The sequence below is a fragment of the Paraburkholderia sp. JHI869 genome (assembly GCF_038900775.1).
In the GTDB taxonomy this organism is placed as follows: Bacteria; Pseudomonadota; Gammaproteobacteria; order Burkholderiales; family Burkholderiaceae; genus Paraburkholderia.
In genome coordinates, this window is sequence record NZ_JAYMSC010000004.1 from 209,657 (window position 1) to 235,390 (window position 25,734).

13 protein-coding genes are annotated in these 25,734 nt (G+C 62.3%); 9 read left to right on the top strand and 4 right to left on the bottom strand.

Going from position 1 to position 25,734, the window contains the following annotated elements; translation table 11 throughout:
• Positions 1–62: 62 nt before the first annotated feature.
• The 9 genes from VSR72_RS10010 to VSR72_RS10050 all read left to right on the top strand — a co-directional run bounded on the left by VSR72_RS10010 (position 63) and on the right by VSR72_RS10050 (position 20,834).
• A complete protein-coding gene (locus VSR72_RS10010; RefSeq protein ID WP_342952218.1) occupies positions 63–1,166 on the top strand; it encodes an acyltransferase in 1,104 nt (367 codons plus the stop codon).
• 347 nt (positions 1,167–1,513) lie between these two features.
• Positions 1,514–11,452 (top strand): amino acid adenylation domain-containing protein, encoded by a 9,939-nt coding sequence (locus VSR72_RS10015; RefSeq protein ID WP_342952219.1) that lies wholly within the window; start codon positions 1,514–1,516, stop codon positions 11,450–11,452.
• Between the two features lie 3 nt (positions 11,453–11,455).
• Positions 11,456–13,759, top strand: a complete 2,304-nt coding sequence (locus VSR72_RS10020) for a condensation domain-containing protein (RefSeq protein ID WP_342952220.1) — start codon at positions 11,456–11,458, stop codon at positions 13,757–13,759.
• 31 nt (positions 13,760–13,790) lie between these two features.
• Positions 13,791–14,936: an SGNH/GDSL hydrolase family protein gene (locus VSR72_RS10025; protein ID WP_342952221.1), complete on the top strand. Its 1,146-nt coding sequence runs from the start codon at positions 13,791–13,793 to the stop codon at positions 14,934–14,936.
• Between the two features lie 117 nt (positions 14,937–15,053).
• On the top strand, positions 15,054–16,040 hold the full coding sequence (locus VSR72_RS10030) for a cupin-like domain-containing protein (protein ID WP_342952222.1): 987 nt from the start codon (positions 15,054–15,056) through the stop codon (positions 16,038–16,040).
• A gap of 59 nt (positions 16,041–16,099) precedes the next feature.
• A complete protein-coding gene (locus VSR72_RS10035; RefSeq protein WP_342952223.1) occupies positions 16,100–17,182 on the top strand; it encodes a glycosyltransferase family 2 protein in 1,083 nt (360 codons plus the stop codon).
• Complete coding sequence (locus VSR72_RS10040; protein WP_342952224.1) at positions 17,175–17,633, top strand: GtrA family protein; 459 nt, start codon at positions 17,175–17,177, stop codon at positions 17,631–17,633. Before VSR72_RS10035 ends, VSR72_RS10040 begins: the two co-directional genes overlap by 8 nt.
• A 409-nt stretch (positions 17,634–18,042) precedes the next feature.
• Positions 18,043–19,830 carry a hypothetical protein gene (locus VSR72_RS10045; protein ID WP_342952225.1) on the top strand — a complete coding sequence of 596 codons (1,788 nt, stop codon included), beginning with the start codon at positions 18,043–18,045 and terminating at the stop codon, positions 19,828–19,830.
• Between the two features lie 89 nt (positions 19,831–19,919).
• On the top strand, positions 19,920–20,834 hold the full coding sequence (locus VSR72_RS10050; protein ID WP_342952226.1) for a transcriptional regulator: 915 nt from the start codon (positions 19,920–19,922) through the stop codon (positions 20,832–20,834).
• A gap of 106 nt (positions 20,835–20,940) precedes the next feature.
• On the opposite strand, the gene VSR72_RS10055 is transcribed toward VSR72_RS10050, so the two are convergent.
• The 4 genes from VSR72_RS10055 to VSR72_RS10070 all read right to left on the bottom strand — a co-directional run bounded on the left by VSR72_RS10055 (position 20,941) and on the right by VSR72_RS10070 (position 25,631).
• Complete coding sequence (locus VSR72_RS10055; protein ID WP_342952227.1) at positions 20,941–22,017, bottom strand: glycosyltransferase; 1,077 nt, start codon at positions 22,015–22,017, stop codon at positions 20,941–20,943.
• Positions 22,018–22,051: 34 nt separating this feature from the next.
• On the bottom strand, positions 22,052–23,143 hold the full coding sequence (locus VSR72_RS10060) for a glycosyltransferase family 1 protein (protein WP_342952228.1): 1,092 nt from the start codon (positions 23,141–23,143) through the stop codon (positions 22,052–22,054).
• 238 nt (positions 23,144–23,381) lie between these two features.
• Entirely contained in the window at positions 23,382–24,476 is a 1,095-nt protein-coding gene (locus VSR72_RS10065) for an acyltransferase (protein WP_342952229.1), read from the bottom strand.
• Between the two features lie 216 nt (positions 24,477–24,692).
• Entirely contained in the window at positions 24,693–25,631 is a 939-nt protein-coding gene (locus VSR72_RS10070; RefSeq protein ID WP_342952230.1) for a glycosyltransferase, read from the bottom strand.
• Between the last annotated feature and the right edge of the window lie 103 nt (positions 25,632–25,734).

Below are 25,734 nucleotides of genomic sequence, written 5' to 3' on the forward strand. Positions count from 1 at the left end.
CGCGCAAGGTGGGGGATGCCATGAACCAGGCGGTAACTGGGGGAGACGCAGACAGAACGCGCATGATCGATGCGATGCGTGGCATCGCCGCGATGGCCGTCGCGTATTTTCATTGCCGGTTGCTTACGTGGATCGGCATTCGGGCGTTCATCGAGGGGCATCACCGGGCGTTTTCGCTCGACACGGTGCTGGCCTACCTGTCGATCCCGTTCGTCTGGGGCCCGATCGGCGTACCGATCTTTTTTGTCATCAGTGGCTACTGCATTCATCGCAGTCAGGCGGTGCTGCTCGCGCACAATCCGCAGTACCGGCTCGACGCGCGAGAGTTCCTGTTGCGGCGTTTCATCCGCATCTATCCCGTGCTGCTTTGCGCATTGCTACTTACGTTCGCGCTCGACAGCATCAGTCTCCAATATTTGCCGCATAACAAGCAAATAGGCGATCTGAGTTTGCGGACCTTCTTCGCAAATCTGCTTGCGATACAGGGCGTCGCCTCGCCGGTCTACGGTTCGGATACCGTGCTCTGGACTTTGTCGCTCGAAGTTCAGTTCTATCTGCTCTATCCGCTGCTCCTGGCCGCGCAGCGACGGCTTGGGCCGAATCATCTGCTCGCGTGGCTCATGGCGCTGAGTGTGGTTTCCTATGTACTGCTCGAGCGGCGCGGGACGCTCATCTTCACGACGTATTGGTCTTCGTGGTACCTCGGTGCGTGGATCGCGGAGCGCGAGGTGCGAGGACTGCGTTTTCCGCGACGCTACCTCCTGGTCGCATCGCCGATTCTGCTGGTGTTCGGCTGTGTCGCGTCGATGCGAGATGCGCGATACCTCTGGTGCCTGCCCTGGGCGCTCGCGTTCACGCCGTTATTTGTCGCGATGCTGCATGCGCACGCGAGCCACGGCCTCGCGATGCGCGTGCTCGAGAAGATCGGGGATTTCAGCTATTCGCTCTACATCGTGCATATACCGATCTTCATGCTCCTGACCTCGTGTCTGTTTCATGGGACAAGGCAGGTCAGCATTCTCTGGTCGATTGGACTCTTTCCGGTGGGGCTCGCGACGGCTTACATCTTCCATCTTCTGGTCGAGCGCCCTGCGATGGAAGTACTGCGCAGAAGGTCGAGGCAACAGCGCGTCGTCGCCGGCGAGTTGGCGCACGGCCACAGGTAGCGCTCAAGCCTGCTGTTGACGGCTGCTGCCCTCGCCCTCTCAGCACGGCAACGGGCAGGCAAGCCAGCGCCTCGTTGCGCCAATACCCTGCCCCCGTGGGCCCCAGCGTGCGCGTCCGATGTGTTGTTGCAGTACACCATGTGTGCGACGGCGAACGGATAGGCATCCCGCGGAAGATTAACTTCCTCCTACAGCAAATTTCAAAGTTGGGACACGAGCCAGGTGAGCAAAGCCGCCTGGCGCTTGTGCTTCCCGTGACCGGCTGCCGTTCTGCGCAAGTGCCACGAGCCCACCTCCAGGCCTTGTTCAGCAGCGGACCTTAGTCAAAATTGTTGGGGGAGTAGCAAATGTCACACAGAGATGGACTTTCAGGCGTTTTGCCGGGCGGGACCGATCGTGTGCCTGGCGTGGCAGCGCGCTTCGATGCCATATGTGCCGAGTTCGGCAATCGTCTTGCTGTGATTGACGCCACGGGCGAGGAAGATTACGCCGCCCTCGGCGAGCGTTCGGCGCGGCTCGCGACCGTCCTGCACGAAATGGGACTGGAACCGGGCGAACGCTGCGCGATCATGGTTTCGCGCAGCCGCGACACGCTGGCCTTGATGCTGGCGATCCTGCGGCTGGGCGCCGTCTACGTGCCGCTGGACCGCGCCTATCCCAAGGCGCAGCTCGATTTCATCGTTGCCGATTGCGCGCCCAAGCTCATCGTCGCTGAAGCGGCGGCGCTCGCCAGCGTTGGCGAGATGAACGGCGTCTCGGTCGATCTCGAGCATGTCGTGGCGGCGGCGGAGGCGGCCGAGCCCGCACCGCTTCACGCTTGCAGTCGTGACGACGCCGCGTACATCATGTACACCTCCGGCTCGACCGGCAAGCCCAAGGGCGTGGTCGTGCCGCAGCGCGCGATCCTGCGCCTCGTGCAGGGCCAGACCTTCACCGAGCTTTCGCCCCACACGCGCTTCCTCAACCTCGCGCCGCTCGCCTTCGATGCGAGCACGCTGGAGATCTGGGGACCGCTCCTGAACGGCGGCTGCGCCGCCATCATCAACGAGGTCCAGCCCTCTCTCGACACGATCGCGTCCGAGATAGCGCGACTTGGCGTTACCAGCGCCTGGTTCACGGCTGGCCTCTTCAATGCGCTCGCCGACTATCGGCTGGAAGCCTTTCTTCCGATCAAGGAGGCGCTGACGGGCGGGGACGTGCTGTCCCCCGTCCACGTTCGCAAGGTCATGGAGGCCCATCCGGGCCTGCAGATCATCAACGGCTACGGCCCGACCGAGAACACGACCTTCACCTGCTGCTACCGCATTCCGCGCGACGGCGAGGCGCTCGCCAACGGCGACGCCATTCCCATCGGCTACGCCATCGCGGGCACGAGCGCCTACATCGTGGACGACAAGCTCGTGCCTGTTGCCGATGGAGAAGTCGGTGAGCTGGTCGCGGGCGGTGACGGCGTCGCGCTGGGCTATCTGAACCGTCCCGACATGACGGCCGAAAAGTTCGTCGACGACGTTTTCGCTCCCGGCGCCAAGCTCTACCGCACGGGCGACCTCGTGCGCCGCCGCGCGGACGGCGCAATCGAATTCCTCGGCCGCAACGACCGCCAGATCAAGATTGCAGGCAAACGCATCGAACTCGACGAAATCGAACATGCGTTGCGCGTGGCGCCCGGCGTGGCCGATGCGGCCGTGGCGGCATTCGATGGCCGCATGGGCAAGGCGATCGCGGGCTTCGTGAAAGCCGATGCCGCGGACGCCGCCGTCCTCCTGAAAGAAGTCCGCGCTTATCTCAAGTCCGCCCTGCCCGACTACATGATGCCGTCGGAGCTGCGTGTGCTGCCGGATTTCCCGCTGACGCCCAACGGCAAGATCAATCGCAAAGCGCTGCTTGCGATGATCGATACGCAATCCGAAACATCGGCAACGGCCTCGCCTGTGGACGATGATGTTGCCGACAAGCTCGCGTCGGTGTTCGAAGCGCTCCTCGGCAAACCCGTCGATCGCCGCGCGAACTTCTTTGACCTGGGCTTGCGCTCGCTCGATCTGATGCGCGCGCACGCGATCATCGCGCGCGACGTCGCGGCCAAGGTCGCGCTGGTGGATCTGTTCCGTCACCCCAATGTCGAGGCGCTGGCTGCGCAACTGCGCACGACGCTCCCGGCAGTAAGCAAAGAGGTCATCCGCCAGCGCCGCGGCGCGCAAGGCGGAGCCATCGCAGTCGTGGGCATGTCCGGACGGTTTCCGGGCGCGCGCAATGTCTCCGAACTCTGGGCCAACATCCTCGCCGGGCGCGACTGCATCACGCATTTCGACGTGGCGGAACTCGAAGACAGCTTCGAAGACGGCTTGCGCCGCGATAAGAGCTACGTCAAGGCACGTCCGATACTCACGGACGTCGACCACTTCGATGCGGGCTTTTTCGGCATGCTGGCGCGCGAGTCGGCGCTAACCGACCCGCAGCAGCGGCTCTTCCTACAGATTGCGTGGGAAGCGTTCGAAGATGCCGGCTACGACCCGGCGACGATCGCCGGCGCCGTCGGGGTGTTCGCCGGCACGTCGATGAACACCTACTTCCTCAAGCACATCCTGACCGATCGCGGGGTCATCGACGAATTTACGAGCCAGTTCCAGATCGGCGAGTATCAAAAGCTCGTGGGCGCCGGTGATTTCGTCGCCACCCGCACCGCTTACAAGCTCGGGCTCACGGGGCCGGCCATCTCCGTGCAGACGGCATGCTCCACGTCGCTCACCGCGATCAGCCTCGCCGTCGAGAACCTGCGGGCGGGACGTTGCGACATGGCGCTGGCCGGCGGCGTCTCGATCACCTTCCCGCAAAAGCGCGGTTACTTCTACGAAGAAGGCGGCATGGGCGCGCCCGACGGCGTGTGCCGTCCGTTCGATGCCGACGCGAAGGGCACGGTGTTCGGCAGCGGCGCGGGCGTGGTCCTGCTCAAACGTCTCGAAGACGCCATCGCCGACGAAGACCCGATCTATGCCGTGATCCGCGGCGTGGGCATCAACAACGACGGCTCCGACAAGGTCGGCTTCACCGCACCGAGCGTCGACGCTCAGGCCCGCGCTATCGCCATCGCGCACGCCGAGGCTGGCATCGATCCGGCCTCGATTGGCTATGTCGAGGCCCATGGTACGGCGACTCCGCTCGGCGATCCGATCGAATTCGCAGGCCTCGTACAGGCGTTTCGTCTGGGCGGCGCCGAGGGCGGCCAGTTCTGCGCGCTCGGCTCGGCCAAGGCCAACGTGGGGCACCTCGACGCGGCCGCGGGCGTGACGGGCTTCATCGCCGCGTCGCTCGCGTTGCGCAACCGCACGCTGCCGCCGCTCACGCATTTCCGTTCACCCAACCCTGGCATCGACCTCGCCAACAGCCCGTTCTTCTTCAACGTGGCTGCGCGTCCGTGGGACGACGGCCCGGTGCCGCGCCGCGCCGGTGTGAGTTCGCTCGGCGTGGGCGGGACGAACGTGCACGTGGTGCTGGAGGAAGCACCGTGCCGTAACGCCTCGGGCGAGCAAAGCGAAGGACTCCAGATCCTGCCGCTGTCGGCCCGCAGCACGGCGGCGCTCGAACGCGCGAAGGCGAATCTCGCCACGCATCTCGCGGGCCACCCGGAGGTCGCGCTAGCCGATGTGGCAGCGACGCTGCAAACGGGCCGCCGCGATTTCGCGCACCGCGCCGTCGTCGTCGCCGATAGCGTGGAGCAGGCACAGGCCAAGCTCCAGAAAGGCGCGATCGAAGCACAGGCTCCGCAGGCCGCGCCTGCAGTCGTCTTCATGTTTCCGGGCCAAGGTGCCCAGTATCCGGGCATGGGAGCCGCGCTCTATCGCACCGAGCCGGTCTATCGCGAGTGGATCGACAAGGGCGCAGAGGCGCTGGCTCCGCACCTCGGGCTCGACATCCGGACGATGCTGTTGAGCGAAGCTCCGGAAGGCGACGACACCCCGCACCCGATCCGCTCGACGATCTACGCGCAGCCGGCGCTCTTCCTCGTCGAATACGCGCTCGCGCAGTTGTGGATTTCGCGCGGCATCAAGCCGGCGGCGATGATCGGCCATAGCGTCGGCGAGCTGGTCGCGGCCTGCGTGGCTGAGGCAATCGCCTTCGAGGATGCGCTGTGCCTCATTGCGCAACGCGGCGCGCTCATGCAGTCGGCCGAACCGGGCGCGATGCTGGTCGTGCGCCTGTCGGAGGCCGAACTGAGCCCCATGCTGCCCGCCGACGTCGATCTCGCCGCGATCAATGCGCCGACGCTCAGCGTCGTGGCGGGCCCGTTCGCGGCCGTCGAAGCATTCGAGGCCACGCTCAAGGCGCGCGATATCGAGCATCGGCGCCTGCACACTTCGCATGCGTTCCACTCGCGGATGATGTCCGGCGTCGTCGACGATCTTGCCAAGGTCGCGAACAGCCTGTCTTTCGCGAGGCCGAAGATCCCGTACGTGTCCTCCGTGACCGGGCAGTGGGCGGCGATGGATCAGCCGGTCTCGGGTCAGTACTGGGCCAGCCATTGCCGCAATGTCGTGCGCTTTAGCGACGCGCTGGCGACGGTCACGGCTGAGGGCAAGCCGCTGCTGCTCGAAATCGGCCCCGGCCGCACGCTTACGACCTTTGTCCTGCAGGGCCTGCCCAAGGACCGGCATCAAGGTGCGATTGCCTCGCTGCCCGATTTCGCGACGCGCGAGCGCGAGCTTGCCATCCTCGCCGAGGCGACCGGGCGCCTGTGGCTGAACGGCGTCAAGCCGAACTGGAAGGCGCTGCGTGCTGAAGCTGGCCGCCGCGTTTCGCTACCGACCTATCCCTTCGAGCCGGAACGGCACTGGATTGACGCCCCGGCAACCGCTACTTCACGCCAGCCGACGACCGTTGCCCCAGCGATTGCCGCACAAGCCCCGTCCGAAGCCCTAATCGATATTCCTCAGACCGCCATGGCCCAAACCGTCCAAATCGACCGCAAACCGCGTCTCATTGCCGAACTGGCGTCACTGCTCGCCGAAATGTCCGGCGAAGCACCGGATACGTCCAATCCGGACGTGACCTTCTGGGATCTCGGTTACGACTCGCTGTTCATGGGGCAAGTGTCCCGGCAACTGCGCCGCCGCTACGACGTGACGATCAGCTTCCGGCAGATCATGAGCGACTATCCGACGCTGCCCGCCCTCGCGCAGTTCCTCGATGGCGCCATGCCGCCTGATCCGGAAGTGCCTGCTGAGGCCGCGCCCGTTGCTGCACCGGCTGCTGCGCCGGTCGCGGTTCAGGCAGCGGCCGCGCCTGTCGCCGTGGCGGCAGTGCAGGCGGGCGCGCCTGTGGCCGTGCAGACGATCATGGCACCGGCCACGGGCGACCTCCAGTCGGTGATCCGTGACCAGCTCGCCGCGATGCAGTCCGTGATGGCGCGTCAGCTCGAGGTGCTCCAGGGTGCGCCGCTGGCCGTGCAGCAACCCGCAGCGGCACAAATCGCGGCGCCCGCAGCCGCAGCCGTAGTGGCCGCCCCGGTCGTCGCAGCGGCAGCGCCCGCACCCGCGCACTCCGCCGGCCCCGAAATCAAGTTCGAGGAAAACCGCCCGTCGCGCTTTACCGCCTACAAGCCCGGCGCCGCGCACTCGGCCCAGATGACCGACGCCCAGAGCGCGTTCATCACCGATCTCGCGGCGCGCTACTCGGCAAAAACCGCCACCTCGAAGGCTCGTACGCAGTCCTACCGCGCCGTGCTTGCCGATCCGCGCACCGCCAGCGGCTTCCGCGAGGAATGGAAGGAACTCGTCTATCCGATCGTCGCCCAGCGCTCGAAGGGCTCGAAGATCTGGGACGTGGATGGCAATGAATATATCGACGTGGTCAACGGCTACGGCCAGACCGCGTTCGGCCACACGCCCGATTTCGTGGTCACCGCGGTCAATGCGCAACTGGCGGAAGGCTTTGCTATCGGACCGCAGTCGCCGCTCGCGGGCGAAGTCGCCCAGATGTTCTCCGAGATGACCGGCCATCAGCGCGTCACGTTCTGCAATACCGGCTCGGAAGCCGTGATGGCGGCCATGCGTCTCGCGCGCACGGTGACCGGCAAGGACAAGGTCGTCTGCTTCGATGGCGACTATCACGGCCAGTTCGACGAAGTGCTCGTGAAACCGGGCAGCGAAGCAGGCGTGCCGCGTGCGTTCCCGCTCGCTCCCGGAATTCCGCAGACGTCCGTGGGCAACATGGTCGTGCTGCCCTACGCGCGTCCCGAAAGCCTCGAGTGGATCAAGGCCAACATCGACGACATCGCCGCCGTGTTGATCGAGCCGGTGCAGTCGCGCCATCCCAACCTGCGTCCGAAGGAGTTCGTGCAGCAGTTGCGCGACGTCACGGCGGCCAATGAGTCGGCCCTCATCTTCGACGAGGTCGTGACGGGCTTTCGCGTCCATCCGGCCGGCATGCAAGGCCTGTGGGGCATCCAGGGCGACATGGCGACCTACGGCAAGGTGGTCGGCGGCGGCCTGCCGATTGGCGTGCTCGCCGGCACCACGCAGTACATGGACGCGCTCGACGGCGGTCAATGGCAATTCGGCGATGCTTCGGTACCCGAAGTGCCGCCTACGTTCTTCGCAGGCACGTTCGTGCGCCACCCCGTGGTGCTGGCCGCGATGAAAGCCGTCCTGCTGCACCTCAAGGAAGCGGGCCCGGCGCTGCAGGAAGGGCTCGGCGAACGCATGGCCGGGCTCGTGCAGCGCGTCAACGCGCATCTGGAGAAGGTCGGCATCGCCACGCGTGCTGAGTCCTTCTCGAGCTGGTTCTACGTGAATCTCGCGGGCGAAGATCGCCTCGGCAGCCTCTTCTATCCGTATATGCGCTACCTCGGCGTTCATATTATGGAAGGCTTCCCCTGCTTCCTGACGACGAGCCATTCGGACGAGGACATCCGCAAGATCGGCGACGCCTTCATCGCGAGCATCGACGCGCTCCAGCGTGTTGGCATTCTCGGCAGCGCGCAGGACGCCGCGGCGCTTGCGCCGGTCGAACCGCCGCTCACGCAGTCCGCGCTCACCGAGCCGCAAAAGGAAATCTGGATGTCGGCCCAGCAAGGGCACGAAGCCTCGCTCGCGTTCAATGAGTCGTTCACGCTCGAACTCAACGGCAAGTTGAACGAGGCCGCGTTCGAACGCGCCTTCGCCGCGACGGTTGCGCGCCACGATGCGTTGCGCGTGCACTTCTCGCGCGTCGGCGACACGATGTTCGCGGATGCAGCGACGACGGTTCCGCTGGTGCCGATCGACCTCTCCGCTCACGCCGATCCGGCGGGCGAACTGAAGGCCATCATCGACGCGGAAGCGCGCGAGGTCTTCGATCTCACCCGTGCCCCGCTCGCGCGCGCCGCACTGGTGCGCCTCGAAGCGCAGAAGTGGGCGTTCGTGTTCACGGCCCATCACATCGTCTGCGACGGATGGTCGATCAACATCATCCTGCGCGATCTGGCGGCCCTCTACGCGGCAGAAGTCTGGGGCACGCAGCCGGAACTCGACGAAGTGCAGAGCTTCCTCGCCTTCGCCAAGGCACAGGACGAGATCGGCGTGGAGAAGGAAACGCGCGAATTCTGGATGAACGTCCATCGCGAGCCGGCGCCACAACCCGATTTGCCCGGTGACCGCCCGCGTCCGGAACGCAAGAGCTTCAGCGGCGCTTCGACGACCCGCCATCTGGGCGCCGACCTGCTCAAGCAGGTCAAGACGGCCTCCTCGAAACAGGGCTGCTCGCTGTTCGCCACGCTGTTCGGCGCGGCCCAGGTGCTGTTCGGCCGTCTGTCCGGCAATGACGACGTGGTGATCGCCGCACCGATGGCTGGCCAGTCCCAGGCCGGCGAGGCGCTGCTGGTCGGCCACTGCGTCAACTTCCTGCCGCTGCGCGTGAAGTTCGATCGCGAGAAGCCTTTCGCCACGCACATGAAGGCAGTGCGCGATCACGTCTACGACGCAGGCGACCGCCAAAACTACACCTACGGCGCGCTCGTACGCGATCTGGGCATCAAGCGCGATCTCAACCGCCTGCCGCTGACCGATCTGCAGTTCAACCTGGAAAAGGTCGACGGCGAACTCGACATGGCGGGCGTGACCACGCACTTCACGCCGAACGCGAAGGCCTATAGCAATTTCGATCTGTTCCTGAACGTGATCGAATCGGCGCAGGGTCTGCGTCTCGATTGCGACTTCAACACCGACGTCTACGACGAAACGACGATCCAGCGCTGGCTCGGTTACTACGAAACCTTGCTGAGCGCGATCGCACGCGATGCCGAAACGCCGGTCGCAGCACTGCCGCTGCTGAACGAAGCCGAAATCCACCATCTGCGTGACGAGCTGAACGCTACCCAGCTCGACTACGATCTCTCGCAGACGACGCCGGCGCTGATCGCCGCGCAAGCCTGGCAAGCCCCGGATACGACGGCCGTGTCGGACGATTCGTCGAGCCTGACCTATGGCGAACTCGATGCACGCGCCAACCAGATCGCCCGCCGGCTCACCGCTGCGGGTATCGCATCGGGCTCGCGCGTCGCCATCGCGATGGAACGCAGTGCGATGACCGTGGCCGCCATGATCGGCGTGTGGCGAGCGGGCTGCGCCTACGTGCCGCTCGACATGACGATGCCGCCTGCACGCCTGCGCCAGATTCTCGATGGCGCTGGCATCGCCGCGATCCTTAGCGATGAGGAAAGCCTCACGGTGCTGGAACCGGGCGCGCATCGCATGCTGGACGTGGAGGCGCTCCTCGCGCAGGACGACGACGAAACCGTGACGCTGCCCGTCGTAACCGACGCGGATTCGGCGTACGTCATCTTCACGTCGGGCTCGACGGGTCAGCCCAAGGGCGTCGAGATCGGCCATCGCGCGCTGAGCAACTTCCTGCTGTCGATGGCGCACGCGCCGGGCTTTACGGTCAGGGACCGCATCGTCGCGGTGACGACGTTCTCCTTCGATATCTCGGGTCTCGAGCTGTTCCTGCCGCTCATCGCAGGTGGCCAGACCTTCATCGCAGGGCACGCGGAAGTGCGCACTGGCTTCGAGCTGGTGACGCGCCTGAAGGAAGAAGCCGCCACCGTTCTCCAGGCGACGCCGTCGCTCTGGCGCATGCTGCTCGAAGCGGGCTTCAAGGCGCCGAAGGGCTTCAAGATCCTGTGCGGCGGTGAGCCGTTGCCGCGCGACCTCGCCGACGACCTGCTCGCGACGGGCGCGGAGGTGTGGAATCTCTACGGCCCGACCGAGACGACGATCTGGTCCTCCGCCTCGCGTGTCGTCGCGAACGCACCGGTGGTGATCGGCGCGCCGCTCGCCAATACCGACCTGCACGTGCTGACCGACGACCTGCATCTGGCGCCGGAAGGCGTGAGCGGCGAACTGTGGATTGGCGGCGAAGGCCTCGCAAGGGGCTATTTCAACCGCCCTGACCTGACCGATGCCGCGTTCAAATCGGTTGCCATCGAAGGCGCCGCACCGCGCCGCCTCTACCGTACGGGCGATCTTGCGAAGCGCCTCGCCAACGGCTCGCTCCAGCATCTGGGCCGTCGCGACCAGCAGATCAAGCTGCGCGGCTTCCGCATCGAGATCGAGGATATCGAGGCCACCCTGCGCAAGGCGCCCGGCGTTGCCGCAGCCGCCGTCGCCCTGCATCTCGTGAGCGACAGCCCGCGCCTCGTGGGCTACGTGGTCGCAGCGGGCTCCGAGAAGGCCGACCAGAGCGCGGTGGCGGCGCACGTCGCCGGGCAACTGCCGTCCTACATGGTGCCGACGCTGTGGATGACGCTCGAAGCCCTGCCGCAGACCAGCAACGGCAAGCTCGACCGCAAGGCGCTGCCTGTGCCGACTGCGGACATGGTGGCCGTTCCGGTGCGCCAGCCGCACGCCGCGCTCAAGGTCGTGCCGCAAGCGCCGGCGCCGGTCGAACCCGCGGCCATCGAACCGGAGGCGAGCAAACCGGCGGAGATCATCGCCGCTGCGGCTGAACCCGTGGCCATGACGCCGACGCAGACCACCATCGCCGCGATCTGGGGCGAGGTGCTCGGCCTGCAGCAGATCGGCATCGACCAGAAGTTCTTCAGCCTCGGCGCGGACAGCCTGCAACTCTTCCGCATCGTCGCGCGGATGAACGAACGCGGGCTGGGCGTAGATGCGCGTCAACTCATGAAGAACGTCACGATCGAGCAACTGGCCGCAAGCCTCGATGGCGCAGTGGCTGAAGAGCTGGTTGAGGCTCCTCCCGTTGCGCGGCCGTCGATCCTCAACTTCAAGCGCAGGATTGCTGAAGGAGCCTGAGCGATGAACGGGATAGCCTTGAATATCGCGCCTGTGCAGGAGGTCGAAGCGGGCCACGTCCTCTTCCCGGCGACCGCCTGCCAGGTACGCTACTGGCACGAGCAGAAGGCGTCGCCGAAGGCCTCTGCGCTCAACATCGCCTTCCGGCTGCAATTGTCGGGGCCGCTCGACGCTGCGAGCATCGAACAGGTGCTCGGCGAACTGGTCGCGCGCCACGAGATTTTGCGCACGGGTTTCCTGATGACGGGTGCGGGCCTGCGCCAGCAGGTCTGGAGCCGCGCGCCCTTCCGGCTCGCCGTGGTGGATCTCGGCGGTCTGGACGAACAGGCCGCGCTGGCCGAGGCCCAGCGCGTGGGTCAGGAGCAGGCGCGCACGCCCTTCGACTTGTCGTGCGCGTCCTTCTTCCGGGCCGTGTGGTTGCCAAGGTCGAGCACGCAAGGCGAGTTGCAGCTGACTTTCCATTCGCTCGTGATGGACGGCTGGTCCTTCGCGATCCTCGTGCGTGAACTCGTGGAAGGACTCGCCGCGCTGCACGCGGGCCGCGATCCCGATTACCCCGATGTCGACCTTCACCATGGCGACTACGCGCTATGGAAGGGCGAGTTCCTGGCCAGCGCGGCGATCGACGGCGCTCGCGTCCATTGGCGCGAGGAGCTTCGGGGCTTCAGCCGCTTCGACGTGTCAGGCGATCGTCCCCGGCCGCCGGCGCAACGCTTCCAGGGCGTCATTCGCTCCATCCTGCTGCCGGCGGAGATGAGCGAGCGTCTGATCGCGGCCGCCAAGGCGCAAGGCGTGACGCTCTTCAGCGTGGCGGCCGCGGGCCTCGCGATGTCGCTCCAGAAGACGACCGGCCAGACCAAAGTCGCCATGGGCACGCAGATGTCGGTGCGCGATCAGCAGGAACTCGAAGGCGTAATCGGGCCGCTCATCAACACGGTGATCCTGCGCCTCGATGTGAACCAGGGCAGCACGCTCGCCGATGTCACCGCGCAGTGCGGCGCCAAGCTGAGCGACGCCATCGAACATCTTCATCTGCCGTTCGAAGAGATGATGGAAATGGCGGGCGAGGTGTCCGATATGAATCGGCCGCCGCTCTGCTCGGTCAACTTCGCCCTGCAGCAAAGCTTCGTCGGCATGGGCGACGAGGTGCGCCGCCAGGACTTCGCCGCGACGACTTCGCCCTCCTTCAACGCGGGCGCGCTCTACGACCTCAACTTCTTCATGGTGCGGCGCCCGGAAGGCTGGCGCATCTCCTGTGAGGGCGACACGGACCTCTACGACATCGCGACGATCGACCGGCATCTGGCCAACTGGCGCGCGGTGCTCGAAACCGCCGAAGTCACGCCGCAACGCACGCTCGCACCTGCACACGGCAACGACACCGCCCCAGTCGCGGGCGGCGTGGGCGTCAGCGGTTTCCTCAGCCGGGCGGAGCTCGAGGCGAAGGCGCACAACATCGTGCGCTTCAACGAGGAGGGTTCGCAAACGCCCGTCATCGTGCTCAACAACATCGCGGTCCTCTATGAGCTGGCCAAACAGGTCGGCGACGAGCGGCCCATCGTCGATGTTCCGATGGTGCCGAAGACGCCTCAGCCCAACTTCCCGTTGCGCGCTTTCGAGGATCTCGCTGCGGACGCCGTGCGACTCATCAGACTGATCCAGCCGAGCGGCCCCTATATCCTCATGGGCTACTGCGTGCTGGGTGCGATGGCGCTCGAAGCGGCCCACCAGTTGCGCCGCGAAGGCGAAACGGTGGAACTCGTCGTCCTCACCGACTCCTGGTGCCCGGGGTATCGCGAAACGATGCCCTGGTACGATCGCCTGTTGCGCAAATTCCAGGTGCGCATGGACGACATCCCGCGCGACTACCGCCTCGCAAAGCGTGGCGAGATGTCCATGATTGCGTTCCTCCAGCAGTTTCGGACCGTGCGCTGGCTTCGGCTCACCCAGCTTGCCGTGAAGTTCGGCTTCCTTAAGAACGACAGCGCGAACAACATGATCGACGACAACCTCTGGTATGGCCGCAATATCGGCTATCTGCGCGAGCAGCAGGTGCGTTATCGTCCGAAGCCGTATGACGGCAACGTCCAGATCTTTCGCAGCGGTCAGGTGCTCAAGGGCCGCCTGTTCGCGCGCGACATGGGCTGGGGTGAAGTGGTCAGCGGCAAGCTGGTCGTCACCGAGGTTCCCGGCATGCACAACCAGATGTTCCGCACGGCCGGCGCGACGGTCATGGGCAAGCAACTGCTCGACCGCTTCGCCGCAACCGCGCACAGCGAACAGGAAAACGCCCTTGAAGGGTCATGATCTCGATGCGCCACGATAGGGTAAATGGCCTATGTCCCGTTCGCGTAGGGTTTTGCTGGTCGCGCTTTTCGGCGCACTGTCCGTTACCGGCCTGTTTGTCAGACTAGCCGTACCTGGCCTGTTTCGCCGCGTGCCCGTCGCCGTCGCCAACGCGTCGGAGCCGCCCTCTGGAAGGGTGCGCCTCGCCGTGCTTGGCGACTCCAACAGCCAGTCCTACCACGACACTGTCATGTTGAGCGATCCGAACGCGCGAGGAGGCCAGTGGCGCGCGACCACCTGGCAGTGGACCGAGGTGCTCGCCCAGTTGCGGGGAGACCAGATCGACCAGGGCAAATGGGGCGTCTGGGGAACCGGGAAGTATCACGCCATTGCCAGCGAAGCGTTGGGGGCGCTCGCCCGCACGCCCCCCAAACAGGACTACCGCTATAACTTCGCGATTAGCGGGGCGACCTGCGCGCAATTGATGGGGCAATCGCAGCGCCAGGCGATCCGTCTCGTCGATTTGATGGACACCGAACCGCAAGCCTGGCGAGGCGGCATCGTGTTCATCCGGATCGGTGACAACGATCTCAGCAGCCACGAGCTATTTGATGAGATGTCGCGCGATCCAACTGCATCGCACCCCTCGGCCGTGATCGACGCTTGCATCAAGTCAATTGGCCAAGCCGTCGCGCTGATCCGCAAATATCACCCGGATACCTATGTCGTACTCTCAACTGCGGCCAGCGGCGCGGATTGGCCGGGTGAGTTCGAAAGCTGGCAATCCGCCAAAGAGATCGCCAATATCGATGCCGGCGTAGATCGCTTCAACAAAGGCTTGCGCGCGCTCGCCGCGGCAGATCGCCATGTCTATGTTCTCGAAGATGAAGCGTGGTGGAGAAGCCTGTGGGGCCAGCGCGACGATCACGGCCGCCCGAATTACAAGACCGTGCATCTGGGACCTGGCTGGGCCATCACCAATACCTCCGGCGACGATCCGCACAACACGTTCCTTTCAGACACGCATTCTGGCGTCGTCTGGAACGCGCTCTGGACCCAGTACTTTGTCACTTCGCTGAACGCCGCTTTCGGGCTGCACATCAAACCGATCACGGACGCCGAGGTCGTCGATTTTCTCCGGCCAAGCTTCGGAGCCGCCGACACAACATCGGTGACGAGTCAGGAAGCTGTCAAGTAGACCGCTCATCCCCGGGGTAAACGCCCAAAACCGGCTTGGATGTTCGTCAACGCACATCTGGCCCACAGACGCGATAGTAGCCTGCTAGCAATACCCTCTAACCTGCAAAGGTGTGCCATGTCTGTGACTAGCAATGGTGCGGCGTTGGCCGATGCATCCCCCCAACTAACCTCAGACGGAAAATTCCTGCACGCCTGCAATCAGGAATTCAAAAGCAACTTCAATCTGCATCCATTTAAATTCAATCATCTATTGCATGAGAGCGGCTTGTTCGAGATCCCAAGGATCGAAGAAGTCGCCCTGCGCATGCTTGAAAAGAATGGCAACGTCCGCGCGATCAACTTCAAGAACAGTTCGCTGGAAGCCAGGTTCAGCGCCATGCCGCACAGCACGCGGCTCAAAGAGGCGTTTGCGAGCGTTCACGAAAACGACTCATGGATCAAGCTGACCCAGGCACACCTTTACGACGCGGACTATGCCCATGTCCTTGACTCGATTACTGCCGAGCTCGAGGAGTTGTCCGATTACCCGCTGCGCAGCGACATCACGCTGGTGACGATGACGTTGCTGGTTTCGTCGCCCAAGATCTCGACGCCCTTCCACATCGATCACGAAACCAACTTCCTGTTCCAATTGCAGGGCTCGAAGGATGTATGCCTCTTCCCGGCTACCGATCGCGAGCTGGTGCCGGACCAGGAAGTGGAGCGGTATTACGCCGGCAACTTCGAGGCTGCGCGCTATCGCCGTCAATTGCAGAGTCGCGGCACGATCTTCCGGCTCAACCCGGGCGAAGTGGTGCATCACCCCCCGTTGGCGCCGCATTGGGTCAAGAACGACGACAACATTTCGGTGAGTATCAGCATCAACTACTGCATGAGGTCGCTGGAGCGACGCGCGCGGGTTTATCAGGCTAACTACGTTCTGCGCATGATGGGGCTGAAGCCGACGCCGCCCGGAGTTTCACCACTGCGCGACAGCTTGAAAAGAAAGGTCATCTCGACGCTCGAACACCGCCATCCCAAGACGTTCGCGGAAGTTGTTCACGCGCCAGTGACCCGATTGAAGTCTCCGCTGACTGCGGTTCGGCGGCTGGTCAAACGCTGAACGCTCGCGACTCAATCATTACGCCAGTCGCACAACCGCGGCATCTGCGCGAGGTAATCATGGACTATATCGGCCGCCCTCACTTTCTGGCTCCGGAGCCTCTCCTGAGGGAAGCGTCAACCGCGCCGGCTGGCGTGCGCGAAACGACTGCGCGATCCAGTCCTTCGCTTGCCGAAGCGCCTTCGGCTAACGAGCCCTGCCTGCTCTCTCTCGTCGTGCCGTTCTATAACGAGGAGGAGATGATCGGCGCCTTCTTCAGCACGGTCATTCCGGTGCTCGAATCGATCGACGGAACCGAGTTTGAAATCGTCTGCGTGAACGACGGCAGCCGCGATGACACGCTGGGCTTGCTGATCGGTATGTCGAAGGAAGACGGCCGCATCCGCGTCATCGACCTGACACGCAACTTCGGCAAGGAGGCCGCGCTTTCGGCAGGGCTCGATGAAGCGCGCGGCGCCATTGTGATTCCTTTCGACGCGGATTTGCAGGATCCGCCAAAAATCATTCCGCTATTGGTCGAAAAATGGCGCGAAGGCCACGATGTCGTCGTTGCCAAACGCGTGAGCCGCCTCACGGACTCCTTCCTGAAGCGCCAGACCGCGGCGATCTTTTATCGCATTCACAACGCGATGTGCGACACGAAGATTCCGGAGAACGTGGGGGACTTCCGTTTGATCACAAGGGAGGTCGTGGACGCACTCAAACAACTCCCCGAGACGCGCCGTTTCATGAAAGGGCTGTTTGCCTGGGTCGGCTACCGGACCGCAGTCGTCGAATATGTGCGCGAGCCTCGCCTCGCCGGCAGGTCGAAGTTTTCGGGCTGGAAACTGTGGAACTTCGCGCTGGAAGGCTTCACGAGTTTCAGCACACTGCCGCTTCGCGTATGGACTTACGTCGGCAGTTTCGTGGCGTGCATCGCCATTCTGTATGCATCGTTCCTCATTGTGCGAACCCTGATTCAGGGGGTCGCCGTTCCGGGCTACGCATCATTGATCTCGGCCGTCCTTCTGCTCGGCGGGGTTCAATTGATCGGCATTGGCGTACTTGGCGAATACATCGGCCGCATCTATTACGAATCGAAGAATCGGCCGGTTTACCTGGTCCGCCGCCGCTATCAATCTGCAGGCAGCCAAGATGCCTGATCTGCGCGCAGTACGAAGGTTTGTGGTCTATGCGGGCGTCGGTGCGATCGGCACGGTCGTGCAGTATGCGATTCTGATTGCGATGGTTCACTCCGGCTTCGCCTCGCCAGCACTCAGCTCGATGGTCGGCGCGAGCTTCGGCGCAATCGTCAACTACACGCTCAACCGCCAGATTACGTTCCGAAGCAAAAGCAATCCGCTGTCGACTGCACCGAAGTTTGGCATCATCGCCTTGCTTGGCGTGCTCACGAATGGCTTGTGCATGAAGTTCTTCGTCACGAGTCTTGGTATGAACTATCTGATTGCGCAGCTGGTGACGACTGCCCTCGTTCTCGCTTTGACCTATCTGCTCAATTCGGCCTGGACCTTCAACGAGAAGGGACGCTTCTCCGAGGCAACGTCCAATGCCTCTAACAAGGTCCAGACGGCAAACGACGCACCGCGGTCCTGAACGCTGTCCCCTTTTCGGCGAACCAGGGGACCTTGTCTGCGCGCACACATACGCCGATGCCTCTGCCTCGTTCGATCGAAAGCCGCGTTGCCCAACGCACAGAGAGGTTCGATTCCACCGGCTAAATTCATCGCGTGACTTGCCTGCACAAACGTAAGCGAGACGCCCTGCTGTCCCGTGACGGCCGGGATGACATCGAGCGATGAACGAGGCGTGCAGAAACACGCCATAGATACCGATGCTGGATCGTTCCAGACAGTGGCGGCGTTTGCGGCCGACAAGGCAGGCATCGGCCCGTGCTCATACCTCGACTGATATTGGGCGTTAATAGCTCATTTTGCTGATTGGACCACTGGGCGGTTAACTCCCTTATCGATTGATCTTCTGGCTGCAAGCGTGGAGGTGCTACATGACAATAAAGTGGTCACGGGGGAATGTGCATTTGATCCTGTCCTGGATCGTCATCGGCATACTCGGCGTCATCGAAGGCCTCTACGGTCGGACGCAATATTACGGCGACTGGATCTCCTATCTCAACGTCAGTTGGGCCGTCACGCACCTCGACTGGCGCGAAATCTTCAATCCCTTCTGGAATCCCGGATATCCCGCATTGGTTGCCGGCGCCCGGGCGCTCGCCGCCCCCACGCCGGACGGCGAGTGGTATGCCATAACGGCGATCAACTGGGTAATCTATCTGGTGGCTTATGCCGCCTGGCGCGGACTGATTCGGGGTGCCCTCGCGCTGTATTGGCCAGCTTCGCTTGCGCTCAGCAAGCACCCGTTTACGATCTGGATCGGGGTTTGCGTTTTTCTTGGCGCCTGTCTCGCGCTCGACTCCGTTTCGGCCGCGTGTCCGGACTTGCTGGTGACCACGTGCTTCCTCCTGGCTTCCGGCCTGCTTCTCTCCCTGATTCGCCGTCGGGACCTGCTGACTGCGACATTGCTTGGTCTGGTTCTGGGTCTCGGCGTTTGGGTAAAAGGGGTATTCACTCCATTTGCCTGCCTGTTCGTGTTGACGCTTTTCATCTATTGCTGCATCAGGGGCGGTTTGTGGAAATCGCTCGGTGCGGTCGTGGGAACGTTCGGTGTTTTCTTTGCCGTCTACATCGCCGGGATTTCCTGGTCCTATGGGGAATTTACGCTTGGCGCCTCCGGTGCCTTGAATGTCCCCTGGCACGTCAACGAGCTACCTCACCTCACCAATTGGCAAGGCGGACCGGCGCAGTTCGGCCGGCCAATCCACCCGACCAGTCAACTCGTAGCGGGCTTGCCGGTTTTCGGCTTTGGAACACCTTTCCACACGACTTACCCTCCCTACAACGATGTCGCGTATTGGTACAAGGGCTTTAAGTCGTTCTTCAGTCTGAAGATGCAATTGATCGCAATGGGCCGGTCGCTGTGGAGCTTGCAGCAGATACTCAAGCAACACCCGACGGTACTTGCGGTCGCTGCGGCGTTCTTGTTTATCGTTGCGAGGCGGTCATGGCGAACGTCGCTCCTCAAGACAGTGACTCGCGTTTGGCCACTGCTGTTGCCAACTGTCGGAGGCTTTGCCACCTATTTTATTGTTCACGTTGAAGATCGCTATCTCAGTGCGTTCGTGATGATCATCGCGCTTCTGTCATGGGCGCCATTGCTCGACGCAACGCTGCAATCGCGCCGCCTGCTCGCCACAGCGCTCGTCATCATCTATGGCGCAGGAGCCCTCGGTGAGCTTGCGATGACCGACGGGCCTTCGTTCGTCGCGGCGGTTAATCGAGCGGACTTTCATGACGACCCGAAATGGCGGATCGCCGACGCCCTCACTGCCTCCGGGTTGCAGCCGGGGGATCCGGTCGCCGTGATCCGGGATAGTTATCCAACGGTCAGAGTCAGCTGGGCCTATGTGTCGCGCTTGCGCATCGTCGCGGAGTTCGGCGGTCTTCCGTACCGTATCGAGCCCCAGGACCGTAACCGCCTCGATCCTAAAGACGAAGTGCTCTGGCCAAATTTCAGTGAAACATTCTGGACGAAGCTCACGGTGCAACAGCGTGAAGAGGTTATGCAGGCGTTCCATCAATCCGGAGCGCGAGCGGTCGTGTCACTCGCGATGCCGGATATTCAGCCCGGTCCCGGCTGGGTAGCCCTGAAGGGAACACCCGCGTGGCTCTACAAGTTCGACGATGCGGCCAATAGACCCACGGTCGCCAGTAATTAGTTATCGGACGTTTTCACGTCCCACGCAATTGGGTTCCCAGGTGCCAAAGGGTATTCCTTATCCCCCATTAGACTAAGAGGAGCGATCACATGGAGACTACCGCCGTTCCCCCCGTTCTCGAAGCGGCAGTGCCGGACAAATGGATCGACGCGGATGCTTCTGTGTTTCGAGAGAATTTCGAGCGGAAGAGCTTCGACGTCTCCCACCACCTGGCGTCCCATCCGCTCTTTCAGCTCCCTCAATTGATGGAATTGGCGGAGCGCACCCTGAAAACACGCCCGGATGACCTCTACTTCGACATGGGTGATGTCGCGCCCGGTCAGAAATGGAAAGATACGAACCGTGCGTTCTCGCCGCTGAATGCATTGAAGCAGCTGGAAGACTCCAACGCCTGGTTCATTTTCAGAGGCCCGCAACAAGATCCGGCCTATGCCGAGCTGTACAGGCATGCGATGGCGGAGATCAAGGGTATGGTCGGCGGCGACATCGAATCGCAGATCAAGCGCGAAGACCTGATCATTTTCGTGACGTCACCGAAGCGTGTGACCGCGTATCACATCGATCGGGAATGCAATTTCATTCTTCAAATCCACGGGCAAAAGGATTTGTACGTCTTCGATCGGGAAGACCGGCAGGTTCTTCCGGAAGAGGAACTCGAGCGATTCTGGACGATCGACCACAACGCGCCGAACTATCGACCAGAGTTGCAGGACAGGGCGAAGACGTACAGGTTGGCACCCGGAAACGGCGTTCACGTACCTGTCAACTGCCCCCATTGGTTGAAGAACGGCGACAATATCTCGGTGACGTTGAGCGTAAATTTTCAGTTTCTCAACACGCTGCGCGCGGATGTCTATCGGGCCAACTATTACCTGCGCAAGCTTGGACTCAACCCCACTCCGCCTGGACGAAGCGGCGTGCGGGATCGCGCCAAGGCCGCGGCTTTCTCGGCGGTGAATACCGCCCGCCGCGTCGCGAAGTCGGCCCTGCAAGGAAGCGACTAGTCTCACGTACTGCGCTGGCCCGCCCCGGCACGCCGCGGCGGGCTTTGCTGTTGTACGCAGAAGCAATCGGGATCTTGCTGCTCTGCTCGCATCACAATCTAGTGCATCACCCGACCTTTTCGACCAGCGCTCTCCAGCTAGCGAGTATCGGTTCGCGCGCAAACATCTCGAGATGCGCGCGTGCCTCGCAAATTCTCCGGCCACGCTCCTCGTCCGGCATCTCGGCGAGCGAACGCATACCATAAGCGATGGATTCGCGAGCAAGCGGATCGGCGCACAGCATCGCGCCGCCGCCAACCTCCGTCAAGATGCTCCCGCGGGAAACGAGGCATGGCAAATCGTGCTCTATCGCCTCGATCACCGGCATGCCGAATCCTTCAAGCAGACTCATCAGCACGAAACCGGATGCGTTGCGGTATAGCCAACGAAGCTCGTCATCTTTCGTATAGCCCGGCATCACGACACCCGGAGACTGCCTGGCGAGTTCGATGGCGGCGTCCGCACCCGATTCGCGCCCTCCGACAAGGACATACTGCCACCCTTTCTCCACGAGCCCGCTTGCCGAAAACGCCTCGATACAACGGGCCTGATTCTTCCGATCGCCGATACTGCCCACCGTCAGCAGAAAGCGGCGCGAAACGCCTTCCACCGGACGTCCCTCTCCTTTCTTGACTCCCAGACGAGTTGGAATATAGATGACGTTCGATGAGGCAAAGTCATTGCCGTACAGCGCGTGAAATTCCCGCTGCGACGTCTTGCTGACGAAAACCATATGCGGCTTCATTCGCCGGATCTCGTCATAAGCCCGAACATACAATTCATTGACACCCGGCGCGAAATATTCAGGATGTGTGATCGGACCGACATCGTGGCAGAGCACAATATCTCGTGCTTCCAGGCGATGGCGCACGACGCTGAGCGGGTCGAGATGCAGCGTGGGACGTGGATCGCGGATTACCGGCAAAAGTGAAACCAGGCGCGACTGGTTGACGCGCGCAATGGTTTCCTTGTGAGTCAAGCGGCCCACGATCCGGCGCATCAGATCACTATGGGGAAATTCGTGAAATCGTCCGTAGTGGACCCTCGTCACGCTGGCGCCGAGCGTTGAGATGATGTCCTTCCCCAAAAAGAGCTTGCCGGTGCGATCATTGAGCGCCAATGAGAAGTCGACATCAATAGACATTACGTGCCCCCAACAACGCTTTTCTATAAGGAATTCAGCCGCTCACGGCCTTCACGGTCTCGAACATGCTGCGCGCCGCCTGTCTCCAGGTGAAGCGTCCAGCCTGCCGCAGCCCGGCGGATATCAGGGACTGCCGCACGGGTTCATCGTTGAGTACGGTCAAAATATTCATCCTCCAGGCGTTCGGGTCGAACGGGTCGGCGTAAAGCACCGCCTTGCCACAAACTTCCGGAAGCGCGCCAAACGGCGCAGCGACGACCGGGCAACCCAGCGCCATCGCCTCCAGCGGCGGCAGACCAAAGCCTTCCGTCAGCGAAGGAAAGGCAAGTGCGCCGGCATCGGTCATCAGCCCAACTAGCTCGGCATCGCTAATGCGGCCGGTAAATCGCACGTTCGGAGGCACGACATGGCCGAGACTTTCGAAGTCGGCCTGCGTCGCACTGCCGAACAGCACGAGTTCGACGTCGCTCAACTGCGCGCCGCCGAAGGCCTTGAGCAAGATGCCGATGTTCTTGTGTTTCTGCGTATTCGCGAGTGCGAGCACATAGCGTCGCGGCTTCAGATTCAACACCGCGAGCTGCCGCGCGTCGGGCTGGACCTGCAGCACGTGGTCGCAGCCGTTATGCACGACGACAATCTTGTCGGCGCTGGCAATGCCATAGCGCACCAGCTCGGCTTTAGAAAACTCGGATACGGTAAAGATGATCTTGTGCCGTTTGCCGATGAAAAAGTAGAGCGATTTGTACCAAAGCCGAAAAGGAAGCGAATAAGATTCCGGGGCCGAATAGACCTGTGCGTCGTGGATCATCGTCGCCGAATCCCGATGAAGCAGTGGCCCGAGATTGCACAGATTAAGAATGAAGTCCCTTCTGCGAGCCAGTGGGAGATAGCATTGCTCCCACGCGATCCGGTGAATCTTGCGAGCCCAGCGACTCTCGCGAACGCACGAAATATTGCGGTAAAGCGGTATCTCGACGCGGTCTCTGACGACAAGGGCGCAATCGACTTCGCTGCCGGCTTGCGCGGCAATCAGCGCATCGGTCGCAGCAACGAGTTGCTCGGCAACCTTGTGCACGCCCGTTGGCGCTGCCCCGAAGAACTTGCCGTTGAACGCTATCGTCTTCATCGCCCTCTCCACGTTCAAACGTCAATTCTCTTCAGTCAATGGCCCGGCAACCGATCATATGGCCGCTCAAACGGCCACAACGGTAGCCCCAGGTTTCGAGCAGGATTCGCGCAACGCGATGTCCGTCCTTACGCAGGACAGTGCCGTTTTCCCCGACGCGTATGCTATCGACCCAGCCAGCGCAGCACTGCTGGATACCGCACGCAAACGCGTGCATATCGAGCCAGTGCGCATCGGCTCAAACGGGCGTATCGGCGGCCGTGGCGTCGAGAACCGCTTTATGCGTCGATCGGCCAAATCGGGAAACGAGCCACGCACGTATTGGCGTATCGACGAAACGCATGATGAGATAACTGGTCAGCAGGATCACGGGCAAGAACACGGCGGCCTCAAGAATCGGATCCTTTCTGTGCATCAGCTCCTGATAGACGCCGTTGAGCCAGACAAACGTGGGGTAATGCAGCGCGTACACGGGATACGACAGTTCGCCAAGAACGAGTGCGACCGCCCGCACAGGCCCAGTGAGCGCAATCGAAGACCCGCCGAGGATCAGCAACGGCATCACGGCAGCGGCCCACAGCCACTGCACGAAGAAGGGGATCTGGCCGTGCCACCCCATAATGATCACCGTTGCGATGCATGCCGGAAGAAATAGCGACTTCCAGATCGCCAACGAGAGCAGCCCGAATTTCACATGACAGTGATAAATCAGGACGCCCAGATAGTAAGCGCCAAATACACGTGGAAAGCCAGAAAGGAAAGTCTGCGGCGTATCGCCTCCCATGCCGCATACCGCGGTAAGCGCATAGCCCGCGATCGCCATGACGAGCGCGAACTTCATGCCGTCGAATCGACGTGTGAGCATCCAGAAGACGTTGACGACCAACTCGAGGAAAAGCGTGTATTCAGGGCCATTGAGCGGAAACACCTGCGGCCCTCCAATTGCATGCGGGGCACCGAAGATCGGAATGCACGATAGACCAAGCAGCGTGGCGGCCGCGAGCCAGCCAGGGGAGATGTCGGAATCGTGAAGCAGCACATATCTCGCCGCAAGATACGATGCACTCAACAGGGTTCCGATCACGATCATCGGCATCAGCCGTATGAGTCTGATACGCGCGAAAAGCGCACCGCTCATCCCTCTTTCGAAGCGCCCACGGTACGCCACACACAGTACGTATCCGGACAGGCCAAAAAAGAAGTCGACGGCAATGCCCGCGTTGGGGGCCAGCCATGGGATCCCAAGCCAGTGATTAAAGTGAAAGAGCAGGACCGAGATGGCTGCGAGGCCGCGCAGGCAATCTGGCACCGCCAAATGGGAGTCTTTGTTCATCGCGTGCGACTAACACCAGCTTTTTAGACAACCTTCTGCACCACTAATATGTTGTCCGAATCGAAGATACCTTCACAGGATTGTGTATAGCGTACGGCGCAACCAGGCGCGCCCCTAGTGCTTGTTCATCGATTGCGTACGGTCAGGCACAATGCCGACAGCACTCATCGCGCTTTGCCACGTCGGAATGACAGTCAGCCTCGCGCCTGGCCATTTCTAAAAGCTTTCGGGTCGCTCGGGCGTCAGCCTTCCTCGAAAGAAGTCCCACAATCCGATCAAATTTCCCATGAGACGCCCTCGCCGGTCGATCCATGGTTCCGGTGCAAAGCTTCGCACGATGTTGCTCGCGATATTGCGTATGACATGATCGACCGCCGGGCGCAAAGGCATCGTCTTCTTTTTCACCAGATAGAACGGGTTGATAACCTGCGAATAACCCAGTTTGCATCCGGACACCCTGCCGCGTTTGACGCCCATGTGCACGCCGAGCGCCGTGTTGATACGCACGACGAGATAGCCGCGATTCCAGATCTGGCCTCCGAAATCACGATCCTCCTGCCAGCCATAGAGTACGAGGCGCTCGTCAAAGCGCAGGCCAGCGATGCTGCTCGCGCGAAACGCCATGTTGCACCCGTAGGGACCACCGGTCGGCGCGACGATCAACCTTTCCGGAAGATCGCCGATCCTGGCAACGATGGCCCGCCCTTCTTCGAAGGAATAACCCGGCCCATGAATGCCGTCCGCGATGACGGTTCCGGTGACACAGGCGATAGACGGATCGCTATCCAGGGCCTTGAGGACTTCCGCAGTCCACTCGCTGTGCATCAGAAAGTCATCGTCCAGGAACATCACGACGTCGACGTCGTCCGGCACATGGTCCAATGCATGATTGCGTTGCGTCGTGAGCCCAGGTCGTCCCTTCAGCACGATCATTCCGGGTCGGACTGGGAGGTCGCCAACGTCCTCGTCCGAGACGCAGGAGACGATGATCAGATCAGGCTTAACCGTTTGCAAATCGACGAAGGCGACGACGTCCTTGAGAATGTCTGCGCGGCCACGCGTGGCGAAGATCAGACAGATTCTCGGATCCTTGCTGGATGAAGGCTGACGCGTTGGCTCGGCCATCGTGACTCGCGAATTGGAGTTCGATTCCATTATTGACCTCATCGACCAATGCCCGCAGAAATGCGGACGACGCGGCATCGGCACACGCGGCACCGCACTTCTGCCTGCCGCACACGCCCGTAAAAATACTTCG

Bases quoted from the DNA above. Each gene is read 5' to 3' on its own strand.
- VSR72_RS10010 (WP_342952218.1), top strand. From the start codon at position 63: ATGATCGATGCGATGCGTGGCATCGCCGCGATGGCCGTCGCGTATTTT.
- VSR72_RS10015 (WP_342952219.1), top strand. From the start codon at position 1,514: ATGTCACACAGAGATGGACTTTCAGGCGTTTTGCCGGGCGGGACCGAT.
- VSR72_RS10020 (WP_342952220.1), top strand. From the start codon at position 11,456: ATGAACGGGATAGCCTTGAATATCGCGCCTGTGCAGGAGGTCGAAGCG.
- VSR72_RS10025 (WP_342952221.1), top strand. From the start codon at position 13,791: ATGTCCCGTTCGCGTAGGGTTTTGCTGGTCGCGCTTTTCGGCGCACTG.
- VSR72_RS10030 (WP_342952222.1), top strand. From the start codon at position 15,054: ATGTCTGTGACTAGCAATGGTGCGGCGTTGGCCGATGCATCCCCCCAA.
- VSR72_RS10035 (WP_342952223.1), top strand. From the start codon at position 16,100: ATGGACTATATCGGCCGCCCTCACTTTCTGGCTCCGGAGCCTCTCCTG.
- VSR72_RS10040 (WP_342952224.1), top strand. From the start codon at position 17,175: ATGCCTGATCTGCGCGCAGTACGAAGGTTTGTGGTCTATGCGGGCGTC.
- VSR72_RS10045 (WP_342952225.1), top strand. From the start codon at position 18,043: ATGACAATAAAGTGGTCACGGGGGAATGTGCATTTGATCCTGTCCTGG.
- VSR72_RS10050 (WP_342952226.1), top strand. From the start codon at position 19,920: ATGGAGACTACCGCCGTTCCCCCCGTTCTCGAAGCGGCAGTGCCGGAC.
- VSR72_RS10055 (WP_342952227.1), bottom strand. From the start codon at position 22,017: ATGTCTATTGATGTCGACTTCTCATTGGCGCTCAATGATCGCACCGGC.
- VSR72_RS10060 (WP_342952228.1), bottom strand. From the start codon at position 23,143: ATGAAGACGATAGCGTTCAACGGCAAGTTCTTCGGGGCAGCGCCAACG.
- VSR72_RS10065 (WP_342952229.1), bottom strand. From the start codon at position 24,476: ATGAACAAAGACTCCCATTTGGCGGTGCCAGATTGCCTGCGCGGCCTC.
- VSR72_RS10070 (WP_342952230.1), bottom strand. From the start codon at position 25,631: ATGGAATCGAACTCCAATTCGCGAGTCACGATGGCCGAGCCAACGCGT.